Raw genomic sequence first — 18,787 nt, 5'->3', positions numbered from 1 at the left:
GTGCCCAACCATCGGTCGTACCGTGCCTAATTTTTAGGCAGAAGGTAGGCGAAGGCCTGCGATTTCCGGCAGCCCGCACAGCAGGTTGAGCGACTGGACAGCCGCCCCGCTTGCGCCCTTGCCGAGATTGTCGAGCCGCGCGACGAGGCGGGCGTGCCAGCCACCGGCGTTGCCGAAAACGTACAGTTCCATTGCGTCGGATGGCGCCGCGTTCGGTTCAAGGGTCAGTTCGCCGACGGCGCCGCCGTCTGCGACCGAAACGACCGCCGAGCCCTGGTAGAACTCGCGCAGCGCATCACGCAACGCATCGGCCGTCGGATCGCCCTGCATCGCCCCGAGGTGCAACGGTACTTCAACGACCATGCCGCGGTAGGCCGAGGCCACCGCCGGTGCGAAGATGACATCGTGGTCCAGCCCGGCATGCGCTTTCATTTCGGGCAGATGTTTGTGCGCCAAGTCGTAGCCATAGGCGCGGAAGGCGGGTGCGCCCTCGGTTTCGAAGCGTTCGATCAACGCCTTGCCGCCGCCCGAATAACCGCTCACCGCGTTGACGGTATAGGGCCAGTCGGCGGGCAGCAGTCCTGCGCGCACCAAGGGGGCGACAAGGGCGAGGAAACCCGTGGGGTAACAGCCCGGATTGCTGATCCGGCGCGCTTCGGCCACCCGGTCCTGCCCGACGAGTTCGGGAAAGCCATAGCACCATCCCCCCATCGTGCGGTGGGCGCTCGACGCGTCGATGACGCGGGTGCCGCCGGCGGGATCGATCAGGGCAACCGCTTCGCGCGCGGCATCGTCCGGAAGGCAAAGGATGGCGATATCGGCTTCGTTCAGCGCTTCGCGCCGGGCGCCGGTATCCTTGCGGCGGGTATCGTCGAGGGCGATAAGCGTGAATTCGCTGCGGCCCTGCAGCCGCTCGGCAATTTCCAGCCCGGTCGTTCCTGCCGCCCCGTCGATGAAGACCTTATGCGCCACTGTCGGGCGCCAGCGTGTCAAGTTTGACATACCCGCTCGGCCCGTCCGGTCCGCGGGTGATCCAGGCCCAGTTGCCCGCGACGTCCAGCAGTTCGATCGGTTCGCCCGCGTCAAGGGATGCCCCGTCGTCGGCATCGTCGCGCATGGCCAGTTTCATGACCACGCCCGTGCTACCGATCGAACGGATCTGCGGGATCACGTAATGCGCGGCGAGATAGCGTCCGGCCAGCGCGATATGGGCCAGATCGCCGCGCAAGGGCAGCGTCCCGGGGGCGGGCCGGTCAACGGGACCTTTCAGTCCGACGATGCCTTCGGGAAGAGAGTAGCTGGCAGGCCCGGTCACGTAGTTTTCTGGTCTCGACTGTTGGCGTTGCAGGCGCTTAACCTTGCGGGCGCAATCCCGCAAGGCATGGGCCGGTCACGCTCCACCGAAACGCTTGGCCAGCATGTGCCACGCGGCGCGCAAACCATAGGCATCGCCGCCCTTCGGCCGGCCCGGCTTGGTCGCGGGCCGCCACGCGAACGTATCGAAATGCGCCCAGTCCAGCCCTTCTCCGACGAACTTGTCGAGGAACAGGCCTGCCACGCTGGCACCCGCAAACGCGTTGGGGTGCGCGTTGTTGGTGTCGGCGATGTCCGAGTTGAGCCATTCGCGATAGGCGTCGGGCAGGGGCAGGCGCCAGGGTTCGTCATCGTGTGCCTTGCCCGCTTCGATCAGCGCCGCCGCGGTATCGTCCCTGCGGGTCATAAGCGCGGGAAAATCCGGTCCCAAGGCGATACGCGCGGCGCCGGTCAGCGTTGCGAAGTCGAGAATAAGCTCGGGCTGTTCCTCGGTTGCGCGTTGCAGGGCATCGGCAAGAACCAGCCGCCCTTCCGCATCCGTGTTGCCGATTTCCACCGTGATGCCCTTGCGGCTGGCGAGGACATCGCCCGGGCGGAAGGAATTGCCTGAAATCGCGTTTTCGACGGCGGGCACAAGCAGGTGCAGACGAACCTTGAGACCGGCCCCCATGACCAGACCGGCCAGCGCAATGGCATGGGCTGCGCCGCCCATGTCCTTCTTCATCAACAGCATCCCGGCCGAACTCTTCACATCGAGCCCGCCGGAATCAAAGCACACACCCTTGCCGACGATCGCCAGAACCGGATCGGTTTCCTTGCCCCATGTCAGGTGCAGCAGGCGCGGCGCATGATGGCGCGCCGCCGCGCGGCCCACGGCGTGGACCATCGGGTATTCGCGTTCCAGCGCGTCGCCCTTGGTGACCTTGAGCGTTGCGGAGTGAGCCTTGGCGAGCGTTTCGCACTGCGCCTCGAGGGCTTCGGGCCCCATGTCTTCGGCAGGAGTGTTGACCAGGTCGCGGACCAGGCGGACGGCCCCGGCTTCGGCAATCGCACCGTCGATCTTGCCGACTTCCTTGGTCAACAGGACCCGCGCGCCCACGGGCCGTTCGGGTTTCTTGTAACGGTCGAAAACATACTGGCCCAATTGCCAGCCGTGCAGCGCCGGTCCGGGCTCGCCCCCTTCCCGGCGGTACGTGCCTTCGGGCAGCGTTTCGGCAAGCTTGGCCAGGCACCAGCTCGACAGGTTTTCGGGATAGGACACACCGCCCACGGCAAACCAGCTGTCGCCGTCGGGCACGATGCCCACCTGATATCCGCTGCCATCGAACTTCTGCCCGGCGAGCGCGGCGCGCTGGCCTGCCGAAAGCTTCTTGACCCAGGCGGGGAACCCGTCCCGGTTGACGAGATGGATGGCGATGGCATCCTGGCCCTTGTCGGGCTGGATAAGCGGCGTTGTGTCGGCCATGGTCGGGGCGAGCCTCATGTTCGTTCTTGTATGCGAAGGAAATCGCGATGCGTGCGCCCCTGTTCCTGATTTCGCTGGCCCTGTCGAGTGCAGGGTGCAGCGACGCGCAGGACTACAAGGAGAAAACCGGCGTCACGGACAGTGCCGCCCCAGATGCCGCAGCAACTGCCGCTGATGGCGATGCGCGGACGCAGGATGCCCGGGTGATCGAGGAGGAAACCGAACGCTATATCTTCGCCTATTCGTGGCCGCGCGAGGTCGGTGCGAACCCCGATCTGGTCAGCGTGCTGGAAGCCGATGCCAGCGCAATCCGCGACGAACTGAAGGTCGAAGCCGACGATCTTTGGCAGAGCGCCGAAGGGCAGGATTGGGAGCCGCGCCAGGTGAGTTCATCGAAGGAATGGCAAGTGGTTGCCGACATTCCCGGTTACCTTAGCCTGTCGGGCCGCATCACGTCCTATTCGGGCGGCGCGCACGGCATGTACGGCCTCCAGTCGCTGGTGTGGGACAAATCGGCAAAGAAGGCGATGGACGGAATTGCCCTGTTCCGTTCGCCCGTCGCGCTGGAACAGGCGCTGGGTTCGGCTTTGTGCGACAGCCTCGATAAAGCCCGCGAGACGAAGCGGGGTATCCCGGTCGACCGGGGCGGGGACGCGTTCTTCGATCAGTGCCCGGCGGTGAACGAGGCCAGCGTCCTGATAGGATCGTCGGATGGCAAGACGTTCAACCGGATCGCGGTCTATTTCGGGCCCTATGTGGCCGGTCCCTATGCGGAAGGGGACTACGAGCTCGATTTCCCCGTTACCTCTGCCGTCATCGATGCGGTGAAACCCGAATTCGTGCAGGCATTCAGCGTTCGACGCTGACAGTCTCGCAATTTGTAGCGTCAGTCGCTACATGGGCGCGCATGACAGAATATCAGGTGATCGAAGGCGACCAGACCGTTTACCGTGACGGGACCATCAAGCTGCATGGACCCGACGGTTTCGAAGGTATGCGCAAGGCGGGCCGCCTGGCGGCCGAAATCCTCGATGAATTGACCACGTTCGTGCAGCCCGGCGTGACCACGGGCGAGATCGACGATCTGGTCCGCACGATGACGCTCGATGCCGGTGCGGTCCCCGCAACCATGGGATACCGCGGGTATACGCACAGCTGCTGCACGTCGATCAACCACGTGATCTGCCACGGTATTCCGTCCGACAAGGCGCTCAAGGACGGTGATATCGTCAACATCGATGTCACCCCGCTTCTGGATGGCTGGCACGGAGATACCAGCCGCATGTATTTCGCCGGCGATGTGCCGCTAAAGGCGCGCAAACTGGTCGAAGTGACCTATGAATGCCTGATGTTGGGCATCGAAGCGGCTGCGAAACCGGGTGCCCGGCTGGGTGATATCGGGGCCGTGATCGAAGCCCATGCGCGCCAGTTCCGCTATGGTGTTGTGCAGGAGTTCTGCGGCCATGGACTGGGTCGCCTGTTCCACGATGCGCCCGAGGTGATTCACGCCGCGCGCGCCGGAACCGGTCCCGAACTCAAGCCCGGCATGTTCTTCACCATCGAACCGATGATCAACCTTGGTCGGCCGCACGCCAAGATCCTCGGTGACGGCTGGACGGCGGTGACGCGCGACAAGTCGCTTTCGGCGCAGTTCGAACATTCGATCGGCCTCACCGAAAACGGCGTCGAAATCTTTACCGAAAGCCCCAAAGGCCTGCACCAGCCGCCTTATTGAACGGGGCGGATTTCCGGCGCGGGCCACGGTCTGCGCATGGTCAATCGTCGGTAAGGCAGACGAACAGCATCGTTATTGCCGATGCCATCGAATACATGAAGGCACCTTCCATCGATCCCGTGCCCACCTGGGTCTGCCACATCTGGAAGAATGCCGCCCCGAAGGTCATGAAGAAGCCGAACCACACGGCCAGAGCCAACGCCGCGGCGATCACGCCCGAACGCTTGGCCGCGTGAAATTCCTCGGCCGATCCGGTGCGCGCCCTGAACAGGTCGAGGCCGCCCTTGATACCGAAATAGGAAACGGCGAATTCACCCGCGAGCACCAGCGCCAGTGCGGCCCAGCTGAAAGCGGGATTGGCCAGCTTGAAGAACAGGGTCGCCGGATAGACTTCGTGGTCCGCGCCGCTCAACACATAGACCAGCGCCCCGTGGGCAGCCGACAGATTGGCGATGTTCTGAAGCGCGTAGAACAGCGCGTGCAGGCCGATGAACATGACCAGCGAGGCTTTGAGTAAACGTAGCATGGTTCCCCCTCCATGCGACCCGACGGGCAGGGTAGCCAAATGGCCGTGCGCAAGCAAATCAGGCGGGAAATCGCACCGATATGCGCGCCATGCAGGGGCTGGGGCTCAACTCTCCCGCGCAGCCCTGATGGCTGCTCCGGCAGCGATGGGCGAGACCGCGCAAAGCCCCAGGCTGATCGCGGCGGCCAGCATCAAACCGCCCGGATCGGGACGTGCCAGCGCGCCGGCACCGAAGATCAGGATCGGCACCGCAAGCGGGATCACCATCAGCCCCGAAAGCGCCGCCCCGCCGCGCAAGGATGCTGTCAGCGCGGCCACCGCAAGGCCAACGGCAGCAAGGCCGGGCGTTCCGGCCAGAAGCCCGAGAAGCACGGTCCGTGTCGTCTCCGCCGACAGGCCAAGCAAGGCGGCGGCCGGCAGGGTGGCGAGCAACAGCAACGGCGCAAACGCCAGCCAATGGGCAACCAGCCGCACCGCCATTGCGAGTTCTTCCGATACGCCGCGCAGCGAGAGTTGATCGAACACGCCGGCATCCAGATCGCCGGCGACAAGTTTTTCCAGCGGCAGGATCGCGGCAAGCAAGGCGGCGATCCAGATCACGCCGCCGCCTGTCCTGGCAAGCAATTGCGCGTCGGGCCCGACGGCAAAGGGATACAGCATCGCAACCGCGAGGAAGAACAGCAGCGGCAGCACGCCGCCGCCGCCGCGTCCGCCCGGCACCAGCAGCGCAAGGTCGCGGCGAAGCAGGGTTGCGGCCGTGCTCATGCCGCGTAATCCTCGATCGCAAGGGTGTGCGTTCCGGGCAGCGCCATCGGTTGGTGCGATGCGACAACGGCGATGCCGCCTGCATCGCAATGCTGCGCAACCAGCGCTTCCACGCTTCGCGCCGCTTGCGCATCCAGCCCGTTCAGCGGTTCGTCGAGCAGCCAGATACGCGGTGCGCCGTTCAGAAGGCGGGCAAAGGCGGCGCGCTTTTTCTGGCCTGTGGACAGGTATCGCACAGGAATATCCATGAGAGCGTGCAGTTGCAGGATTTCCAGGGCGCGCCCCGGATCGCCGCACCCGTCCAGCCGCTCCCAGAAATCGAGCGCCTTGCCCAGCGGCTGGTTGGGGTCGAGAGCGAGGCGTTCATCGATCAGTCCCACGCTGCCGGTACGCGCAATTTCACCGGCAAAAGGGCGCAGCAAACCGGCCAGGATGCGGATCAGGCTGGACTTGCCGATACCATTTGGCCCGGCAACATGCACCGCGTCGCCAGCGCCGCATTGCAACGACAGTCCGCGAAAAAGCAGACGGTCGCCGCGGCGGCAGGCCAGGTCGTTCGCGGCGAGGTTCGCTTGCATGGTGAAGGGCGATAGGCAAAAGCCGCCCGCGCGACAAGCAACAGGAGATTCGCAGGCGATGTCGGTCGAAAAACTCACCGGTGACGAACGCACCAGCTGGCTGGCTGCCTTGCCCAACTGGTCCCTTGCGCGCGATGGCGAGGCGATTGAACGCACGTTCCAGTTCGGCGATTTCTCCGAAGCGTTCGGATTCATGACCCGCGTGGCGATCCTGGCGGAGAAGCGCGATCATCACCCCGAATGGTTCAACGTTTACGACAAGGTCGAAATCACGCTGACCACGCATGACGCAGGCGGATTGTCGCTGCGTGATGTGAAGATGGCGCGCAAGATCGACGCGCTACTGGCCTAGCGTCCCTTCACGCGGCACCGGGCCAAGGTCCAGCAGCAGGCACCGGTAATAGATCGCCTCGCGCGAACGTTCGGCGGTTCCGGGGGTCATCGGTTCGCTGTTCTCGCGCGCGCATTCCTGTTCGAGCAGCGCATTTTCCGCTGCGCTGCGCTCGGTGATTGCAGGCCCGCCGATCAGCGGATGGCCCTTGTATTCGCGACCCGGCGTTCCGTAGAGCGCGCGAAAGGCGTCGAGCGCCATCGGGTGATAGAGCGTTCCATGCGTTTCCGTTTCGCCGGCGTCGACGAATGTCCAGGTCAGGCCATCGGGCGCGTCGGTGCGCAGCGCCTGCACCAGTCGTTCGGCACCTTCACGGTGCCAGTCGCCTTCGTTCGCCGTGGTCAGGTAAAGACGCCGATTTCCCGCCTCGTGCCGCGCGAAATAGGCACCCGCTTCGCGCCCGTATTTCATTCCTTCCCACCACAGCGATGGGGAAATGGCGATGTAGTCGTCGAACAGTTCCGGGGTTTCCAGAAGCGTTTCGACCACGAACAGCGCGGCCAGCGATTCGCCCATGATCGCATCGTGCCCGTCGGTGCGGAACGTGGCTTCGACCAGCGGCTTGAGTTCTTCCGCCAGAAAGCGGCGATAATCGGGTGACCCGCCCGGCACTGCGCGCAGCATTTCTTCGTATGGTACAGGGTCGACCACCGGCGGTGCCAGTTCATGCCGACGGTTCACGCTTTCGATGCCGACAAGAATGAACGGCTCGAAACTGTAGTTCATCTCGCGGCTCTGGGCGATGCCGGCGATATGGGCGAAGTCCTGGTCCGGCCCACCGTCGAGCACGTAGACGACCGGAAATCTGCGATCGGGTTCGCTTTCGTATTCCACCGGCAGACGGACCGACACCTTGCGTTCGCCGCCCTCCAGGATCTTCGACACGACGGTGTAGGTGGTCGCGATCGCGAACGGTTCGCCGTCCTGCAATTGAGCCGAAGCAGGGGTGCCCGCCACAAGGGCGAGGGCGCCAAGCAACTGTCTGATCATGCTATTTTCCCAAGGGACGCGAACTTTCGCGGTTCTGCTTGCGGAGACGTCCGGGCAGCCAGCGCGCGGCGAAAGCCATCTGCTTGGCCGATTTGCCGACAAGCGTGTGCAGCCTGTCTGAGTGGACCGCTTCCCAGGCAGCCTTGGCGACTTCCTCGACCGGGGTGATTTCCAGTCCGGAGGCAATCACGCGGTCGCGTATGCCCTCGTTGCTCTGCGCGTTGGGGGCCTGGTCCAGAAGCGGCGTGTCGATGAAGCTGGGCATCAGCGAACGCACCACGATGCCGTCATCTGCCCATTCGGCGTCGAGGCTTTCGGTAATCGCGCGCACGCCGAATTTTGTGGCCGAATAGACGCTGGCGCCCGGCGTGCCGTAAACACCCGCAGCGCTGGCGGTGTTGAGCAGGCATGATCCCGGCGCGGTTTTCTTCAGATGCGGGTAAGCCGCCTGTGCGCCGAAGAGGACGCCTTTCAGGTTGATGTCGAGGCAACGTTCGATTTCGCCCGTCGAATTGTCGAGCAACGCGCCGCCCAGCGCAACGCCGGCGTTGTTGAAGACCACATCGATCCGCCCGCCCGCCGCGGTGGAAAATGCGTCCAGCGCATCGTCCCATGCAGCGCGGTCGCGCACGTCGAACTTGTGCGAATAGGTGAAGCCGTGGCCGATGAGCTTGGCCGTTTCGTCCATGCCGGCCTGATCGACATCCCCCAGCCCGACGAACCAGTCACGCGCGCCGAAATACAGGGCCACGGCACGGCCGATGCCGGATCCGCCACCCGTGATGAAAATTGCCTTGCGGTTGCTCATGGTTCCTCCCTCAGATCACAATGCAGGGCTGGCATAGGCGTGCCATGTGAAAATGGCCATCGCCCCGCGATGGGGGCGCCAGCCTTCCGCCAGCTCGCGGGTGTCCTTCTCGCTCGGGCGTTCGGCCAGCTCCAGCATTTTCCCGCACGCCACCTGCACCGCCAGATCGCCGGCGGGCCAGATGTCCTTGCGCCCTTCGGCAAACAGCAGGTAGATTTCGGCCGACCACCGCCCGATCCCCTTGATCCGCGTCAGTTCGGCAATCGCGGCCTCGTCGTCGGGTGGGAGGCTGTCGAGCAGGAGTTCGCCGTTGGCCACCAGTTCGCACAGGCTGCGGGCATAACCCTGTTTCTGGCGCGACAGGCCGCAGGCGCGCAGCGTATCGAAATCGCGGGCCAGCAGTTCGTGGGCCGCCATCTCCTCGCCCAGTTCGGCCTCGAGCTTGTTCCACACCGATGCCGCCGCCGCCACGCTGACCTGTTGGCCCACGATGGTGCGCAGCAAGGTCCGGTATCCGGTGGGGCGGAGTCGTTCCTCGGGATAGCCGCAACGCTCCAGCGCGTTAGCGACCACGGCATCGCGCGCAGCGACCGTATCGAGGTGATCGCGCAATTGTGCGTTGGTCAGACCCATAGTGTGACGCTTGCCTTCCCGCTTCCGATTGAATAGCAGCCCGACGCATACGGCGCGCCGAGGCGCTCACGCAAGACAGGAACCACGCAATGCCCAAGCTGATCGTCACCACCCGCGAAGGCGAAACATCCGAAATCGAGGTCGAGAACGGCCTTACCGTGATGGAAGCCATCCGCGACAACGGGTTCGATGAACTTCTGGCGCTGTGCGGCGGGTGCTGTTCGTGTGCCACCTGCCATGTGCATGTGGATGCAGCCTTTGCCGACAAGCTTCCTGCGATGAGCGAGGACGAGGACGACCTGCTCGAATCGACCGAGCACCGCGAAGCGACATCGCGCCTTTCGTGCCAGATTCCGTTCACCCCCGAACTGGACGGGTTGAAGGTAACTATCGCACCTGAAGATTGATGTTGTTTGCGCCAGCGTCGGCTTGATCCTACCTCGCGCCTTATGACTGCATTACCCGCGACCGAGCATACGCTCGACCTCATCGGCAACACCCCGCTTGTCCGCCTCGAAGGACCAAGCGCGGCGGCTGGCTGCGATATTTTCGGCAAGTGCGAATTCGCCAATCCCGGCGCATCCGTGAAGGATCGCGCGGCGCTGTACATTATCCGCGATGCCGAAGCGCGCGGTGAATTGCGCCCGGGCGGCACCGTTGTCGAAGGCACGGCAGGCAACACCGGTATCGGTATTGCGCTGGTCGCCAACGCGCTTGGCTATCGCACGATCATCGTGATGCCGGACAACCAGTCCAAGGAAAAGATGGACACGCTGCGGGCGCTTGGCGCCGAGCTTGTGACCGTCCCGCCGACCAAGTTCGCGGACTGCAACCACTTCGTACACACGAGCCGGCGGTTGGCCGAAGAAACGCCGGGCGCGGTATGGGCCAACCAGTTCGACAACACCGCCAACCGCAAGGCGCACATCGAAGGCACGGCGCGCGAATTGTGGGAACAGCTGGAAGGCCGGGTCGACGGCTTTACCTGCGCGGCCGGTACGGGCGGCACCATCGCCGGTGTGGGCATGGGTCTGAAGGAATTCGACGAAAACGTCGTCATCGCTCTGACCGACCCGCATGGCGCGGCGCTCTACAATTATTACGCCAACGGCGAACTGAAGGCCGAAGGGACTTCGGTCGCGGAAGGGATCGGCCAGGGCCGGATCACCGGCAATCTCGAAGGGGCGCCGATCGATACCCAGTTCCGGATTTCCGACGAAGAAGGGCTGGAATGGGTTGCGCGGCTGCTGCGCGAAGAAGGTCTGTGCCTGGGGTTGTCGAGCGGGATCAACGTTGCGGGCGCAATTGCGCTGGGACAGAAATTGGTGGCCGAAGGCCGCGAAAACCCCCGCGTTGCCACCATCCTGTGCGACACCGGTTTCCGCTATCTGTCGACCCTGTACAACGGGGACTGGCTGGCGTCGAAAGACCTGCCGGTGTTCGACTGGTTGCAATCGAGCGATTGACTGAACGCGCCCGGAGCCTAATTTAAGGGGCAATGGCGCACTTTTTCGACATGAGCCGCAAGGCGCCCGCTGGCGAACTGACCGATCTTTCGGGCGGCGGCGGCGGGCGGCGCGAACGCACGCTTCAGCGCCTTCAGATCGGCGGCACGGGCGTTCTGCTCATGATGCTGCTCGTTGGCCTTGCCAGCGTGATCGACGATCGCGCCACGCTGACCGACGCGACAGCGGTACCCGAAGCCGCGCCGACCACCGAACCCACGCAAGCCGCACAGCAGAACGATCCGCTCGTGGAAGCGGGTGTCGTGCCGGATCTGCCGGCCCAGCCATCGGCTGAACCCGAAGCATCGCCGACCCCGCTCGGTTCCGCGGCGAACAATGCTTCTCCGCCCCAGTAACAGCCTGCCGATCATCGCTGCGCTGTTCCTGGCTGCCTGCGGCACCGGGTCCGGCAACGCGGTCGAGGAGCCGGCCAGCCGGTCGGACGTGGGGCTGTTCACTACTTTGCCGATCTATTGGGGCGAAGACAGTTCCGTTACCGCGATCATCGATGGCGGAGGCGAAAAGGACTGGGTTCGAACCGTGCTCGAACAACGCTTCCGTATTGCTCCGCTCGACGCGCTCGAACCCGATACGCTGCAAGGGGTCGAAAAGCTGATTCTCGCCCAGCCGCGTCCGCTCGCGCCGTCGGAAAATGTTGCGCTGGACGATTGGGTGCGCGGCGGGGGCAGGGTGCTCCTGTTCGCCGACCCGATGCTGACGCGGCACAGCGATTACGCGATCGGCGACAAGCGCAGGCCGCAGGACGTGGTTCTGATTTCTCCTATCCTGGCCCGTTGGGGCCTCCAGCTCGGCTTCGATGAGGAACAGCCTGCGGGCGAGCGGTGGGAAAAGGCGTTCGATGCCGCTATGCCGGTCAATCTTGCGGGGCGTTTCACACGGGTCGAGCCGGGCGCCCCCGCCGATTGCACCGTTTCCGAAACGGGCGTGCTGGCGCGGTGCACCATCGGGAAGGGCCGCGTCACCGTAATCGCGGACGCCGCGCTTCTCGATCCGGACGGGGACGCGCTTTCGACGGACGGCAAACGACGCTCCGCGCTCGATAGGCTGATTGCCACGTCACTCGATTCCTGACGTTCGGGGAAATTGCGGGATCGACTCGGATTGATTGCGGGGAGTTTCCGATTCACGGCCAAAACACGTGTGTTTTCCGACACCTCGTTAGCGTTTCGGTAACGAGGTCGAAGCTTATCCAGCAAAAAATACGCAATTAAATCAGTGATATGCGGGGTTTTCCCGTGAAATCCCGCAATTTTCCCTTCCATCCCTGCCTCTCCCGCGATAAATCATCAGGACATCGGACAAGACTGTCTATGCGCGTTCCGCTTCGAAGCGGGGCGGCTCGCCCGTTCACGCGGGCGGCGAGGGGGAAGGTCTGTCCGATAGGGAGCTTAAATCGCGTCAGGCGGGGAACGGGACTAGTGTCTTTCGGAGGGTATAGCGGACAAGCCTATTCGCCTGCGGGCGACAAGGGCCGCTTCGTGCTTCCGCCGCTTTTCCGCAAGGCCGTGAAGGACAGCAGCGACGGGCGCGTCCTGTGCCTGATGAAGCACCCGACGTGGAACTGCCTCGTCGGCTTCGGGCTTTCCCGCAAGGAAGAACTCCACGCGCAGCTTGACCGCGAAGAAGAAATGGCGATCCGTCTGGGTCGCGAATTCGACCGCGACACGCGCGCCAGCCAGCTTTTCGGTTTCGTCGAATTACCTTTCGACGACAGCGGCCGTTTCGTCATGCCCGAACACCTGCGCACCCTAGGCAGGATCGACGGTGGACTCTATTTCCAGGGCGGCGGCCGCTTTTTTACACTGTGGAACCCGGAACAGCTCGCCGAAATGGGCGACGACTGGGCCAGCGCCAAGGCAGCATGCGAAAGCCTGCTCGCCGAAGCGGAAGCCAAGGGCAAGGGCAAGTGACCGGCGCCCCGCACATACCCGTCCTGCTCGATGAGGTGATCGAGGCCCTCGATCCGCAGCCGGGCGACGTGGTGATCGACGCCACCTTCGGCGCGGGCGGTTACACCCGTGCGCTGCTGGAACGCGGCGCCACGGTTCACGCATTCGACCGGGATCCCGACGCAATTGCATCGGGTCGCACATGGCGCGAGACGGAGGAAAATCCGCCGCGCCTTTTTCTCCACCCCCACCGTTTTTCCGAAATGCTCGACGTCATGACATCGTCGGGCGTGGCCCGGGTCGATGGTGTGGTGATGGATATCGGCGTGTCTTCGATGCAGCTCGACCAGGCAGAGCGCGGCTTTGCTTTTTCGGTGGATGGGCCGCTGGACATGCGCATGAGCCAGGAAGGCGAAAGCGCAGCCGAATTCCTCAACAACGCGGACGAAGCGGCCATTGCCGACGTGCTCTACACCTATGGCGAAGAGCGCCAGTCGCGCCGGGTTGCGCGGGCAATCGTCGCGGCGCGGCCGCTGTCGACAACCGGTGAACTGGCGCGTGTTGTCCGCAAGGCGCTGGGTTACCGGCCGCACGACAAGAAGGATCCTGCCACGCGCAGTTTCCAGGCCATCAGAATTCACGTGAACGGCGAGCTCGACGAACTGTCCCAAGGCCTGTCGGCTGCCGAACACCTGCTGCGCGAAGGGGGCCGCCTTGCGGTGGTCAGCTTCCACAGCCTCGAAGACCGGATCGTCAAGCGCTTCCTGCGCGAAGCATCCTCGACCCCGAGCGCATCGCGTCACGTCCCTATGGCGGCGCAGGACGATCCGGTCTTCACCAGCATCAGCAAGGCGATCAAGCCGGGCGAAGCCGAGATTGCGCGCAACCCGCGCGCCCGCTCGTCGGTCCTGCGTTACGCGACCCGCACGGCAACTCCGGCACGGGAGGCTGCGTGATGGTCGGTGGATCGCGAGTGCGACAGATCGGCTGGGCTATCGTCCTGGCCATTTGCCTGGGCCTGCTGCTTGCGCTCACGTTCCGCGTGAACGCGGTAAAAAGCGAAGTGCGCCTGGCCGAACGCCACATTATCGCCGCCCAGCAGACGCGCCTGATGCTGGAAACCGAATTTCAGACCCGCGCCAGCCAGCACCAGCTTTCCGCCTGGAACGAAGTCGAATTCGGTTATGGCGCCCCGCGTGCCGACCAGTATCTCGAAAGCGAACGGCAGCTTGCCGCGCTGGGCAGCCCGCGTGGCCTTAACGCGCCGTCGCCGGTACGTGTGGCCTTGAACCACCCTGCGCCCGAAGAAGAAAGCCTGCTGAGCGAGTGGCTCGGCGATGAGAGCGATGAACCCACGCCGCGTCGGTCGGCAAGTCGCGATTTCGGAACCACCGACCTCGCGCGCCGCCTGGCCAGCCCTTCCGGCCCGATCGCGGCCGTCGCAGAGGTAAGCCCATGAACGCCTATGCAGGCTTCGGCCCTGCCATAGCGGCGGGGCGAAGCGGGCACGGGGCCGTCAGCATGGCAGTCGCATCGGGGCGGGTCCAACTCGTCACGGTCCGCCAGCGTTCGCTTACCATGGCGCGCTGGCGCGTGTTGTGGATTGCCGTGGGCTTTGCCTTCGTCGCCCTGCTTGCGCTGGTGCGTATCGGCTATCTCGGCATGTCGGATCAGGGCTCGCGCGCCGCATCGCTCGAAGAAGCGTTGCTGCCGCCGCGCGGCGAGATTACCGACCGCAACGGCGTCCCGCTGGCACGCGCCTTTCCGGCCTATGCCCTGTGGTTCAACCCCAAGGCTCTGGGCGAGGACGGCAACCCGCTGGTGCGTGATCCGGCCGAAGTCGCGGCGCAACTCAAGGCCATTTTCCCCGATCTCGACGAAAAGCGTGTGGCCGCGCAATTTGCCGCGGGGAAACAGGGCTATATTCGCCGCCGCGTCCTGCCCGAAGAAGCCAACCGCGTGCAGGAAATCGGCGAACTGGCGCTGGAAATGCCGATCGAGAACGACCGCCATTACCCGCAAGGTTCGATGGGGGCCCACGTTCTGGGCTATGTCGCTGCCGATGGTACGGGGCGCGTCGGGATGGAACAGGTGCTCGACAAGCACTTGTCCGATCCGGCAACCCGCGGAACACCCGCTGCACTTTCGATCGACGTGCGGGTTCAGGGCGCGCTCGAGGATGAACTCAGGCGCGGCATGAAGCTGACACAGGCGCAGGGGGCCGCCGGTATTGTCCTCGACGTGGATTCCGGTGAAGTTCTGGCGTTGGCATCGCTGCCGGAGTTTGATCCCAACAAAATCGACGCGCGCGGCCAGAAACTGATGTTCAACCGCGTTACCAACCAGGTTTACGAACTGGGTTCGACTTTCAAGCCGCTGGCGGTGGCTGCTGCGATCGATGCCGGCGTGGTGCGCGATTTTGGCCGCCGCTACGATGCCTCCCCCGTGAAGGTCGGGCGGTTCAGCATCAAGGACGGGCACTCGATGGGCGCGTCGCTCAACGTCGTGGAAACCCTGATCCATTCGTCGAACACCGTTACGGCCCGCATCGCCGACGAACTCGGCCCGGAGCGCCAGCGCCAGTACATGATCGACATGGGCATGAACGAGCGTCCGTATATCGAACTGCCGGCCAAGGGTTTCCCGCTGTGGCCCGGCAAGGATTGGGCGCGGCTGACCAACATGACGGTTGGTTTCGGGCACGGCATCGCAGTCACGCCGCTCCATCTTGCCTCGGCGTATGCGGCAATGGTCAACGGCGGGATCTGGCGCCCGGCAACGCTGCACAGGCTGGAACCCGGAACTGCGCCCAAGGGACGCCGCGTGTTCAAGGAATCCACCTCCAGCCGGATGCGCCAGCTGCTGCGCGCCATTGCGGTGTACGGCACGGGCCGCAACGCCGACGCGCCCGGATACCGTGTAGGCGGCAAGACTGGATCGGCCGAAAAGCCGGGCGGCAGCGCCGGCTATCGCAAGACGGCAATCGTTTCGACCTTTGCGGCCGCGTTTCCGATGGATCGTCCTCGCTACGTCGTGATCGCCATGCTTGACGAACCGCGCGGCACGCTGGCTTCCAGCTTCCAGCGCACGGCCGCCTGGAACGCTGCGCCCATCGTGGGCCGGCTCGTCCCGCGCATCGGTCCGTTGATCGGTGTGCGTCCCGATGACACGCGCGATGTCGATATTTCCGATATCCGTCCGCTGATCCCGGAAGCCAACAAGTGAAGCTGATCAAACTCTGCAACGCCGCCGGTCTCGAATGCGGGGCCAGCGATGCCAACGTCACCGGTTTTGCCATCGACAACCGCAAGGTTGCGCCGGGCACGGTGTTCGGCGCCTTTCAGGGACTGACCGCCAATGGCGAGGATTACATACCTGCCGCCATCGAGGCCGGGGCCATCGCAGTCGTTGCCCGTCCCGAAGCAACGGTCGACGGCGCGATCCACATTGCCGCGCCGAACCCGCGTCAGGCCTTTGCCCGGCTCGCCGCGCAATACTTCACCCCGTTTCCCGACCACATCGTTGCGGTCACGGGCACCAACGGCAAGACTTCGACAGTAGAGATGGCACGCCAGATATGGCGCATGTCGGGCGAACGCGCGGCCAGCATCGGGACACTTGGCGTCACGACGCCGGACGAGAGCGTATCGACCGGGCTGACCACGCCCGACATCGTCACTTTCCTGTCGAACATGAGCGGCCTTGCGCGCGAAGGGGTGACGCATGTCGCCTACGAAGCGTCGAGCCACGGCCTTTCGCAGTACCGCAACGAGGGTGTCCCCGTCGAAGCGGCCGCGTTCACCAATTTCAGCCGCGACCACCTCGACTATCATGCCGACATGGAGGAGTATTTCTCCGCCAAGATGCGGCTGTTCGACGAGGTCGTGTCTGGTGATGCGACCGCGGTGATCTGGCTGGGCGAAGGCGACAGCGGATGGAACCGCCGCGTGATCGACCACGCGGCCAAGCGCGGCCTTGCCATCATGACCGTTGGCGAAGCGGGTGACGATATTCGCCTGACCCTGCGCGAACCGACCCAGTTGGGTCAGGTTCTGACGGTCGAACATGGCGGCCAGTCGCGAAAGATTACCTTGCCGCTGATCGGTGCCTATCAGGTGTCGAACGCCCTGTGCGCAGCGGGCCTTGCCCTGGCGAGCGGCACGGATGCGGGGTTGGTGTGGGACGCGGTGGCGCGCCTCCAGCCGGTACGCGGGAGGCTTGAACGCGCGGTGATCGCCCCGTCGGGCGCGCCCGTCTATATCGACTACGCGCACACGCCCGATGCAATCGAGGCCGCCATCAGCGCGCTCAGGCCGCATGTAACGGGTCGTCTCATCACCGTTTTCGGGGCCGGCGGCGACAGGGATCATGGCAAGCGCGCACCGATGGGTGAAGCGGCAGCCAGGTCCAGCGATCTCGTGATCGTCACAGATGACAATCCGCGCGGTGAAGATCCTGCGGAAATCCGGCGACAGGTGCTTGCGGGCACCGCCGGAGCACGCGAGGTGGGTGACCGACGCGAGGCTATTCGCACCGCCATCGCAGAGGCCGGGCCGGACGATATCGTCCTCGTCGCGGGCAAGGGACATGAAACGGGTCAGATCATCGGATCGGGAGAGAACATGAAGGTGTTGCCCTTCGACGACGTCGAGGTCGCGCGCGAATGCGCGGCGCAGATCGCCAGAGGTGACCGGTGAGCGCTGCGATCCTTCGCCACCCGGCCTATGTCGAATGGCCCGCCGACGCGCGTGATCGCCTGCCCCTCACGCTGTGGAACGCCAAGGCGATTGCCGAGGCGGTCGGCGGTGTGGCGAGCCATGATTTCCAGGTTGCCGGCGTCGAAATGGACAGCCGCGATGTGATCAACGGCGATCTTTTCGTGGCCCTCAAGGGCGAAGCGATGGATGGCTACCGTTTCCTCGACAAGGCCTTTGCCAACGGCGCGGCAGGCGCCTTGGTCGATCGCCCGATCGATGGGCCGCATATCCTGGTGGACGACACGACCAGAGCGCTCGAGGCGTTGGGCCGCGCCGCCCGCAATCGCACGGACGCGAAAATCATCGGCGTAACCGGTTCGGTCGGCAAGACCGGCGTCAAGGAAGCCATTTTCGCCGCACTCGAACGCGCCAGTCGCGGCGCAGCCCACCGGTCGGTCAAAAGCTACAACAACCATGTCGGTGTGCCGCTCAGCCTTGCGCGGATGCCCGCGCGCAGTCGGTTCGGTATCTTCGAAATGGGCATGAACCACTCAAGCGAGATCGCCGGCCTGACCACGCAGGTGCGCCCGCATGTCGCCGTGATCACCACCATCGCCCCGGCGCACATCGAAAACCTCGGCAGCATGGAAGCCATCGCTGCGGCAAAGGCCGAGATATTCCTCGGTCTCGAACCCGGCGGTACGGCGGTCATCCCGACCGATACGCCGCATTACGAACAGTTGCGCGAAGCCGCCACGGCACTGGGCGTAAAGGTCGTCAGCTTCGGCGCCTCGCGCCACGCCGACGTGCGCCTGCTCGACGCCATTCCCAGTGCGAACGGCGGCAGCCTGGTGACCTGCGAATTTCCCGAAGGCCGGCTGTGCTACACCGTGGCCGAACCGGGCGAGCACTGGGTTGCCAATTCGCTGGCCGTCATGGCTGCGGTTCGTGCGGCGGGCGGCGACATGGCCGCGGCCGGACTGGCGCTTGCGGAAATGGGCGGGCTCAAGGGTCGCGGTGCGCGCCATGGGATCGACGTTCCGGGCGGCAAGGCGCTGTTGATTGACGAAAGCTACAACGCTAACCCCGCCAGCATGCGCGCCACCCTTGCCCAACTGGGCGCAACCCCTTCGGCCCGGCGCATCGTGGTGCTGGGTTCGATGAAGGAACTGGGCGATTTCGGGCCGCAGTTCCACGCCGCCCTGGCCGAACCGATCCTGGCTGCCGATATCGACTATGCGTTGCTGGTTGGCGACGAGATGGCGGTACTTGCGCGGGAACTGGGGAAACCGCAGAACTCCGCGCTTGGCAAGCCGCTTGCCACCGCGCATTGCCTAACGGCCGACGAGGCGATCGAGCTGCTCGATGACTTCGGCGTCGTTGCGGGCGATGCCGTGCTGGTCAAGGGCTCCAATTCGGTCGGCCTCGGTCGGCTTGTGGATCACTTCACCCGCGCGCGATAGCGCGAAA

General features: G+C 64.5%; 22 protein-coding genes. 13 read left to right on the top strand and 9 right to left on the bottom strand.

Annotation, left to right across the window (positions count from 1 at the left end):
* Nucleotides 1–33: 33 nt before the first annotated feature.
* The 3 genes from argC to VR863_RS09445 form a co-directional block, all read right to left on the bottom strand.
* Nucleotides 34–972, bottom strand: coding sequence for an N-acetyl-gamma-glutamyl-phosphate reductase (argC, locus tag VR863_RS09455; RefSeq protein WP_324828217.1), 939 nt, complete (start codon nucleotides 970–972; stop codon nucleotides 34–36).
* Complete coding sequence (locus VR863_RS09450) at nucleotides 962–1,315, bottom strand: hypothetical protein (protein WP_324828216.1); 354 nt, start codon at nucleotides 1,313–1,315, stop codon at nucleotides 962–964. The genes argC and VR863_RS09450 overlap by 11 nt, the downstream gene beginning before the upstream one ends.
* 75 nt (nucleotides 1,316–1,390) lie before the next feature.
* Nucleotides 1,391–2,779 (bottom strand): leucyl aminopeptidase family protein, encoded by a 1,389-nt coding sequence (locus VR863_RS09445; RefSeq protein WP_324828215.1) that lies wholly within the window; start codon nucleotides 2,777–2,779, stop codon nucleotides 1,391–1,393.
* Between the two features lie 47 nt (nucleotides 2,780–2,826).
* Between VR863_RS09445 and VR863_RS09440 the strand changes: the two genes are divergently transcribed.
* Nucleotides 2,827–3,645: a DUF3298 and DUF4163 domain-containing protein gene (locus VR863_RS09440; RefSeq protein ID WP_324828214.1), complete on the top strand. Its 819-nt coding sequence runs from the start codon at nucleotides 2,827–2,829 to the stop codon at nucleotides 3,643–3,645.
* Nucleotides 3,646–3,686: 41 nt separating this feature from the next.
* Nucleotides 3,687–4,514 carry a type I methionyl aminopeptidase gene (gene map / locus VR863_RS09435; RefSeq protein WP_324828213.1) on the top strand — a complete coding sequence of 276 codons (828 nt, stop codon included), beginning with the start codon at nucleotides 3,687–3,689 and terminating at the stop codon, nucleotides 4,512–4,514.
* 40 nt (nucleotides 4,515–4,554) lie between these two features.
* Here the strand turns inward: map and VR863_RS09430 are convergent, their stop codons facing one another.
* From VR863_RS09430 to ccmA, 3 genes are all read right to left on the bottom strand, one after another.
* Nucleotides 4,555–5,040, bottom strand: a complete 486-nt coding sequence (locus VR863_RS09430) for a DUF2165 family protein (RefSeq protein WP_324828212.1) — start codon at nucleotides 5,038–5,040, stop codon at nucleotides 4,555–4,557.
* Nucleotides 5,041–5,145: 105 nt separating this feature from the next.
* Nucleotides 5,146–5,805 carry a heme exporter protein CcmB gene (locus VR863_RS09425; protein ID WP_324828211.1) on the bottom strand — a complete coding sequence of 220 codons (660 nt, stop codon included), beginning with the start codon at nucleotides 5,803–5,805 and terminating at the stop codon, nucleotides 5,146–5,148.
* Nucleotides 5,802–6,383: a heme ABC exporter ATP-binding protein CcmA gene (gene ccmA / locus VR863_RS09420; protein ID WP_324828210.1), complete on the bottom strand. Its 582-nt coding sequence runs from the start codon at nucleotides 6,381–6,383 to the stop codon at nucleotides 5,802–5,804. The genes VR863_RS09425 and ccmA overlap by 4 nt, the downstream gene beginning before the upstream one ends.
* Nucleotides 6,384–6,441: 58 nt before the next feature.
* Between ccmA and VR863_RS09415 the strand changes: the two genes are divergently transcribed.
* Nucleotides 6,442–6,735: a 4a-hydroxytetrahydrobiopterin dehydratase gene (locus VR863_RS09415; protein ID WP_324828209.1), complete on the top strand. Its 294-nt coding sequence runs from the start codon at nucleotides 6,442–6,444 to the stop codon at nucleotides 6,733–6,735.
* Here the strand turns inward: VR863_RS09415 and VR863_RS09410 are convergent.
* The 3 genes from VR863_RS09410 to VR863_RS09400 are packed head-to-tail and all read right to left on the bottom strand — an operon-like array spanning nucleotide 6,724 to nucleotide 9,205.
* Nucleotides 6,724–7,764 (bottom strand): alpha/beta hydrolase, encoded by a 1,041-nt coding sequence (locus tag VR863_RS09410; RefSeq protein WP_324828208.1) that lies wholly within the window; start codon nucleotides 7,762–7,764, stop codon nucleotides 6,724–6,726. The two genes, VR863_RS09415 and VR863_RS09410, sit on opposite strands and share 12 nt — an antisense overlap.
* A 1-nt stretch (nucleotide 7,765) precedes the next feature.
* Nucleotides 7,766–8,572, bottom strand: coding sequence for an SDR family oxidoreductase (locus tag VR863_RS09405; RefSeq protein WP_324828207.1), 807 nt, complete (start codon nucleotides 8,570–8,572; stop codon nucleotides 7,766–7,768).
* A 15-nt stretch (nucleotides 8,573–8,587) separates the two neighbouring features.
* Nucleotides 8,588–9,205 (bottom strand): DNA-3-methyladenine glycosylase family protein, encoded by a 618-nt coding sequence (locus VR863_RS09400; RefSeq protein ID WP_324828206.1) that lies wholly within the window; start codon nucleotides 9,203–9,205, stop codon nucleotides 8,588–8,590.
* An 89-nt stretch (nucleotides 9,206–9,294) separates the two neighbouring features.
* On the opposite strand from VR863_RS09400, the gene VR863_RS09395 reads away from it, so the two are divergent.
* From VR863_RS09395 to VR863_RS09350, 10 genes are all read left to right on the top strand, one after another.
* Nucleotides 9,295–9,612 (top strand): 2Fe-2S iron-sulfur cluster-binding protein, encoded by a 318-nt coding sequence (locus VR863_RS09395; protein WP_324828205.1) that lies wholly within the window; start codon nucleotides 9,295–9,297, stop codon nucleotides 9,610–9,612.
* A 42-nt stretch (nucleotides 9,613–9,654) separates the two neighbouring features.
* Complete coding sequence (locus tag VR863_RS09390; protein ID WP_324828204.1) at nucleotides 9,655–10,671, top strand: cysteine synthase A; 1,017 nt, start codon at nucleotides 9,655–9,657, stop codon at nucleotides 10,669–10,671.
* A 32-nt stretch (nucleotides 10,672–10,703) separates the two neighbouring features.
* Nucleotides 10,704–11,066 carry a hypothetical protein gene (locus VR863_RS09385; RefSeq protein ID WP_324828203.1) on the top strand — a complete coding sequence of 121 codons (363 nt, stop codon included), beginning with the start codon at nucleotides 10,704–10,706 and terminating at the stop codon, nucleotides 11,064–11,066.
* Nucleotides 11,047–11,802, top strand: coding sequence for a motility-associated ABC transporter substrate-binding family protein (locus VR863_RS09380; RefSeq protein ID WP_324828202.1), 756 nt, complete (start codon nucleotides 11,047–11,049; stop codon nucleotides 11,800–11,802). The genes VR863_RS09385 and VR863_RS09380 overlap by 20 nt, the downstream gene beginning before the upstream one ends.
* 347 nt (nucleotides 11,803–12,149) lie before the next feature.
* The gene (locus tag VR863_RS09375; RefSeq protein WP_324828201.1) at nucleotides 12,150–12,641 is read left to right on the top strand and encodes a division/cell wall cluster transcriptional repressor MraZ; all 492 of its coding nucleotides are present in this window, start codon (nucleotides 12,150–12,152) and stop codon (nucleotides 12,639–12,641) included.
* On the top strand, nucleotides 12,638–13,576 hold the full coding sequence (gene rsmH, locus VR863_RS09370) for a 16S rRNA (cytosine(1402)-N(4))-methyltransferase RsmH (RefSeq protein WP_324828200.1): 939 nt from the start codon (nucleotides 12,638–12,640) through the stop codon (nucleotides 13,574–13,576). The genes VR863_RS09375 and rsmH overlap by 4 nt, the downstream gene beginning before the upstream one ends.
* A gap of 17 nt (nucleotides 13,577–13,593) precedes the next feature.
* Nucleotides 13,594–14,079, top strand: coding sequence for a hypothetical protein (locus VR863_RS09365; protein ID WP_324828199.1), 486 nt, complete (start codon nucleotides 13,594–13,596; stop codon nucleotides 14,077–14,079).
* Nucleotides 14,076–15,845, top strand: a complete 1,770-nt coding sequence (locus VR863_RS09360) for a peptidoglycan D,D-transpeptidase FtsI family protein (protein ID WP_434784983.1) — start codon at nucleotides 14,076–14,078, stop codon at nucleotides 15,843–15,845. Before VR863_RS09365 ends, VR863_RS09360 begins: the two co-directional genes overlap by 4 nt.
* Nucleotides 15,842–17,317 (top strand): UDP-N-acetylmuramoyl-L-alanyl-D-glutamate--2,6-diaminopimelate ligase, encoded by a 1,476-nt coding sequence (locus VR863_RS09355; protein ID WP_324828198.1) that lies wholly within the window; start codon nucleotides 15,842–15,844, stop codon nucleotides 17,315–17,317. The genes VR863_RS09360 and VR863_RS09355 overlap by 4 nt, the downstream gene beginning before the upstream one ends.
* The gene (locus VR863_RS09350) at nucleotides 17,314–18,780 is read left to right on the top strand and encodes a UDP-N-acetylmuramoyl-tripeptide--D-alanyl-D-alanine ligase (RefSeq protein ID WP_324828197.1); all 1,467 of its coding nucleotides are present in this window, start codon (nucleotides 17,314–17,316) and stop codon (nucleotides 18,778–18,780) included. Before VR863_RS09355 ends, VR863_RS09350 begins: the two co-directional genes overlap by 4 nt.
* Nucleotides 18,781–18,787: the final 7 nt, after the last annotated feature.

The organism is Qipengyuania zhejiangensis (genome assembly GCF_035607565.1).
GTDB classification, from domain to species: Bacteria; Pseudomonadota; Alphaproteobacteria; order Sphingomonadales; family Sphingomonadaceae; genus Qipengyuania; species Qipengyuania zhejiangensis.
Note: the sequence above shows the minus strand (reverse complement) of the source record. Positions and strands in the feature narration are given on the sequence as shown.

What these genes read in the sequence shown, in the direction of transcription:
- VR863_RS09445 (WP_324828215.1), bottom strand. Translation starts at nt 2,779, where the DNA reads ATGGCCGACACAACGCCGCTTATCCAGCCCGACAAGGGCCAGGATGCC.
- VR863_RS09415 (WP_324828209.1), top strand. Translation starts at nt 6,442, where the DNA reads ATGTCGGTCGAAAAACTCACCGGTGACGAACGCACCAGCTGGCTGGCT.
- VR863_RS09400 (WP_324828206.1), bottom strand. Translation starts at nt 9,205, where the DNA reads ATGGGTCTGACCAACGCACAATTGCGCGATCACCTCGATACGGTCGCT.
- VR863_RS09405 (WP_324828207.1), bottom strand. Translation starts at nt 8,572, where the DNA reads ATGAGCAACCGCAAGGCAATTTTCATCACGGGTGGCGGATCCGGCATC.
- VR863_RS09380 (WP_324828202.1), top strand. Translation starts at nt 11,047, where the DNA reads ATGCTTCTCCGCCCCAGTAACAGCCTGCCGATCATCGCTGCGCTGTTC.
- VR863_RS09395 (WP_324828205.1), top strand. Translation starts at nt 9,295, where the DNA reads ATGCCCAAGCTGATCGTCACCACCCGCGAAGGCGAAACATCCGAAATC.
- VR863_RS09410 (WP_324828208.1), bottom strand. Translation starts at nt 7,764, where the DNA reads ATGATCAGACAGTTGCTTGGCGCCCTCGCCCTTGTGGCGGGCACCCCT.
- VR863_RS09430 (WP_324828212.1), bottom strand. Translation starts at nt 5,040, where the DNA reads ATGCTACGTTTACTCAAAGCCTCGCTGGTCATGTTCATCGGCCTGCAC.
- ccmA (WP_324828210.1), bottom strand. Translation starts at nt 6,383, where the DNA reads ATGCAAGCGAACCTCGCCGCGAACGACCTGGCCTGCCGCCGCGGCGAC.
- VR863_RS09440 (WP_324828214.1), top strand. Translation starts at nt 2,827, where the DNA reads ATGCGTGCGCCCCTGTTCCTGATTTCGCTGGCCCTGTCGAGTGCAGGG.
- map (WP_324828213.1), top strand. Translation starts at nt 3,687, where the DNA reads ATGACAGAATATCAGGTGATCGAAGGCGACCAGACCGTTTACCGTGAC.
- VR863_RS09360 (WP_434784983.1), top strand. Translation starts at nt 14,076, where the DNA reads ATGAACGCCTATGCAGGCTTCGGCCCTGCCATAGCGGCGGGGCGAAGC.
- VR863_RS09390 (WP_324828204.1), top strand. Translation starts at nt 9,655, where the DNA reads ATGACTGCATTACCCGCGACCGAGCATACGCTCGACCTCATCGGCAAC.
- VR863_RS09385 (WP_324828203.1), top strand. Translation starts at nt 10,704, where the DNA reads ATGGCGCACTTTTTCGACATGAGCCGCAAGGCGCCCGCTGGCGAACTG.
- VR863_RS09425 (WP_324828211.1), bottom strand. Translation starts at nt 5,805, where the DNA reads ATGAGCACGGCCGCAACCCTGCTTCGCCGCGACCTTGCGCTGCTGGTG.